Origin of the sequence: Nitrospira sp. (assembly GCA_030692565.1) — a bacterium.
In the GTDB taxonomy this organism is placed as follows: domain Bacteria; phylum Nitrospirota; class Nitrospiria; order Nitrospirales; family Nitrospiraceae; genus Nitrospira_D.
The window spans coordinates 1-3,869 of record JAUYAO010000046.1 but is presented as its reverse complement, the minus strand read 5'-3'; the positions used below and the strand labels follow the sequence as shown (position 1 = coordinate 3,869).

At 59.5% G+C, this 3,869-nt stretch carries 1 protein-coding gene and 2 pseudogenes; all 3 read right to left on the bottom strand.

The window, feature by feature from the left end; all coding sequences use genetic code 11:
- Positions 1 to 182 precede the first annotated feature (182 nt).
- The 3 genes and pseudogenes from Q8N04_12265 to Q8N04_12255 all read right to left on the bottom strand — a co-directional run bounded on the left by Q8N04_12265 (position 183) and on the right by Q8N04_12255 (position 2,926).
- Positions 183 to 815, bottom strand: a pseudogene (locus Q8N04_12265) (transposase).
- A 296-nt stretch (positions 816 to 1,111) separates the two neighbouring features.
- Positions 1,112 to 2,137, bottom strand: coding sequence for an IS110 family transposase (locus tag Q8N04_12260; GenBank protein MDP3091447.1), 1,026 nt, complete (start codon positions 2,135 to 2,137; stop codon positions 1,112 to 1,114).
- Positions 2,138 to 2,221: 84 nt separating this feature from the next.
- Positions 2,222 to 2,926, bottom strand: a pseudogene (locus Q8N04_12255) (IS1380 family transposase).
- Between the last annotated feature and the right edge of the window lie 943 nt (positions 2,927 to 3,869).

The window sequence follows — 3,869 nt, the reverse complement described above, 5'->3', positions numbered from 1 at the left end:
CCCGCATTATGCAGCGCATTGACATTCCCGTCGCATGCGGCGCGGTTTTGGGATGATTGGAACGCGATTTTCTGGCGCGCAGACGCGGCTCGACTTCTCTGGCGGCGGGCCGGAGTTCAGCGGGTAAGAGTTTTCGGGTTGACGAGACGGGTTTGATTTTCGGGGGCTTCGCGCCCCGCCGTTCAGGTTACGAGGCGCGGGATGCTTGCGAGCGCGAAGCGCAGGATTTCCCGCCCCGGACACGATGTCGGCAGATGAACCCGGATCATGGTCTTCATCTCGACGACGCGTGCGGCGATTTTGATCAGCCGCAGGCGCAGCGTGTCGAACTGCGCGACGCGCCACATGGAGCGCCGCGGCATCGACAGGCGCAGGCCCCACATCAGCCAGTAGGCGCCTGCGTGCAGGAATAGGCGCAACTGATTGGCGCTGGCCTTCGTGCAAGACGTGCGGTCGGCAGCCAGATGCGTCTTCCAGGATTTGATGTGGTTCTCGGCCTGGCCGCGCCGGCAATAGACATCTTCGTAAAGTCTGCGCGCGTTGCTTTTTTTGAGGCTGGTGACGACGAAGCGCGTGTCGGGCCCTTCGGAGCCGGCCTCGATCCGCGCGATGACCCGCTCGACGCGGCTCCAGCTTTTCGCGCCGTCGTAAAATTCCTTGAAGCCGCGCGCCTTGCCCTGCTTCTGCGTGGCCTCGTAACGCGCCTTCACGCTGGCTTCGAGCCCGATGATGTGGGAGCGCAACGTGGTGGTCGGCGCGACGCCGAGGATGTAGTCAATGCCGTTGACCCGACACCAGTCGAGCACCTCGGGGCAGCATATGTGGACGGCCTCATGGCAAGCACTTTTTTGGCGCTTCGAACGATTTGGTCGGCTGCGGTCATATGTCCGGCCTGTTGGTGCGGAGCATATGTCCGCTGGCCTTGATGAAGTCCGACGATCTGGATCCCTATCAATAATACGAGCTATGCGCTCATGCTGTCCGGCGGGTTATTCCAGAACTTCGGTGGTGACCGTGTCGTTCATCACGTTTCTTTGCGCTTGCCAAACCTGGACTCGAACCGGCGAGACTTTCCTTCGAAGCTTTTTTCGAGCGGCGGCGACCGTCCATCTTACGCTTTAGCGAACATCTCGGTGCGAAAACTCTCGCCGGTTTTCATCATCGCCCAAAGGATCCGCGCGAGCTTGTTAGCCAGCGCCACCGTAACCAGCCGCGCCGGCTTCTTCGCCAAAAGCGCGACGATCCAGTCACGCAACGCGCCCTTGCGTTTTCCGACCACGTTTAGCAGCGAGGTCGCTCCCAGGACGAGCGATTTCCTGATGTACCGGTTTCCTTGCTTGGTGATCGCCCCGAGCGTCTGTTTGCCTCCGCTCGAATTCTGGCGAGGCGTCAGACCGAGCCAAGCGGCGAAATCGCGTCCCGTCTTGAACACGTTGGGGTCCGGCACGCTGGCGGAGATCACAGAGGCAATGATCGTTCCGATGCCGGGAACCTCGTCGAGCAGCCGACTCATCTCGCTTTGCTTATGGGCGGCGGCAATTTCCTTCTCCAGATCAGCGATCGATTTATCGAGATTCTCGAGTTGCCGGGCCAGAACCGTCACGACGGCCCGGGCTGCGTTCGGAAGCGTTGCGTCACTTTCGGCCAGATCACACAGTTCATCAACTCGGCCGATTCCCCTGGCCACGATTATGCCGAACTCCGAAAGATGGGCGCGCAACGCGTTGACGCTCATAGTCCGCTGTTTGATCAACAATTCGCGCGTTTTGTGCAGCATCAGCGTCGCTTGTTGCTCCGCGCTCTTGACCGGAACGAAGCGCATTCCAGATCGCGACATCGCTTCGCAACAGGCCGCGGCGTCGACCGCGTCATTCTTGCCGCGCTTGACGTAGGGCCTGGTGTAGGACGGTGGCATCAGAAACACTTCGTGACCCATTACCTTGAGCTCCCGCGCCCAATAGTGCGCCGAACCGCACGCCTCCATGCCCACGAGGGAGGGGTCGATCCCCGAAAAGAACTCCCGCATCTTCGTCCGCGTCAACTTGCGCGCCACCGCGGGCCCACCTTCGCTCTCCAGCGCGTGTATCTGAAAATAGTTCTTGGCCAGATCGACGCCGATTCTGATAAACTTCTTCACGGACGGTCTCCCTTCTTTGTGGCGCACTCCGGCGACCACGCTTTGGCACTAGATGCCGTCGAGGAGAGGCCGTCCACATCATCAGTAATGACTGTCGCCGCGCAGCATGATTTCCGTTCGTGGCCAATTGGCCCGGATGGCGCGCAGCAGGCGGCGAAGAAAGGCGCGGATTTCCTTGCCGCCGGGCCGCTTGGCGGGACGCAGCACGGCGGTGATGAAGCGGCCCGCGCCGTCGAACACGACGATGGGTTGAAAACCATACTCGTCGTAATGCGCGTTAAACAGCCGCAATTGCTGGCCGCCATGCACGGCGTCGAAGGTGTCGTCGATGTCCAGCGTGATGCGTTTGGGAACCTGCTTGAACGACTCGCAATACAGATCGACCATGGCGCGGCCCATGCGCAACAGCGCGCGGGTATCGGGCAGGTTTTCGAGCCGCGAGATCGTCGATTGCGAACACAGATCACGCTCTGAAGGCGCCAGATCGTGCGCCATCTTGAAGACCGGATCGACGCGAAGGCTATTGGCGTCGTTGCCGTCCTCGTGGCCCGCCGCGATCATCAACAATCGAAAGCGGATGATGTCGGCGACAGAATGTGTGATTTGATCGGGCGCGCGCGGATCGACTATGCAGACGGCCATGCGTTCCGCGACGCGAAGACGTTGCTCGACCTCGCGCAGCACCAGAACGCCGGCGTCGGACGACAGCAGCCCGCCGTCGAATTGGGCCACTATTTTCTTGCGCCCAACAGGTGATAAGCCGGGCAGCATCTGCATGGAATCAGCCATGGCGGGTGTGGCTTTCCTGAAATCGCGTTGATTGGAATTGAGAACCAAATCATACACGAAGTCAGTCGGTTAAACTACATAAGCCTGCTCGCGACGCATAATGCGGGCTAGTTTTCTTCAGACTGCTACGAAGTCTTGTTTGCGTCAATAATGGCGCGGAACGATGGGAGGGCGCGCCCGGGTTCCCCCTGAATGGAAAGTCGCCACAGTCGCCGTGAATAGCCCCTAGGGAGGCTCTTCTGTGGTTGCCGCCCGTAATGCAAGAGACTTCTTACCTTCAAAGCCTGTGATCGAGTGCGAACTTCTGTCAGGCCTCAGATTGCGGCACTTTCAGAAGCCGCGGGCCGGTATGGTGATCTGCAGATCAGGTCCAAATCTGATTTCCGAGCTTTTCACTCTCAGAGCTTCACTGGCTTTTCCTGATCCAGATCTATTCGATCATTGCGCCCATTCAGGTCGTCGCCTTCTCACACTCCCCTTTGCACCGACAGTGGTAGCTTACAGCACGATGCTCATGCCGCTGCTGCCAACGCCGGATCCCTGAAATTTTCCTTCCGCCGAAATCAAGGCGGACCAGGATCTGTTCGACCGGCTCGGCGTCAAACTCGACAGCGATGGCCGCTATCCCGCGAACGCGCCGATCGGCGGACGCCTTGAAGCCCAAGCGTCGCCGAATGCGGCTGAAAAGGACCGTTGACGCTGACTCACGACGACCGCTAGTGGCGCCATTAAACCGTGAGATCAGACAGTTGATCGAATACGCGGGGATCACAGCACCTCGAGCAAGCGCCCGGATACCTGCGAAAGTCGAGCGGCACCAAATTGGCTTGTAACAATCTGGTATTCGGCGCACATTTCTCGTTCTGACACTATCGAAAATGTCAGAGATGGGGTGGATGCCGCTCTCCCCAACGGCGTCATGATGCGTCAAGCTTATGATGCT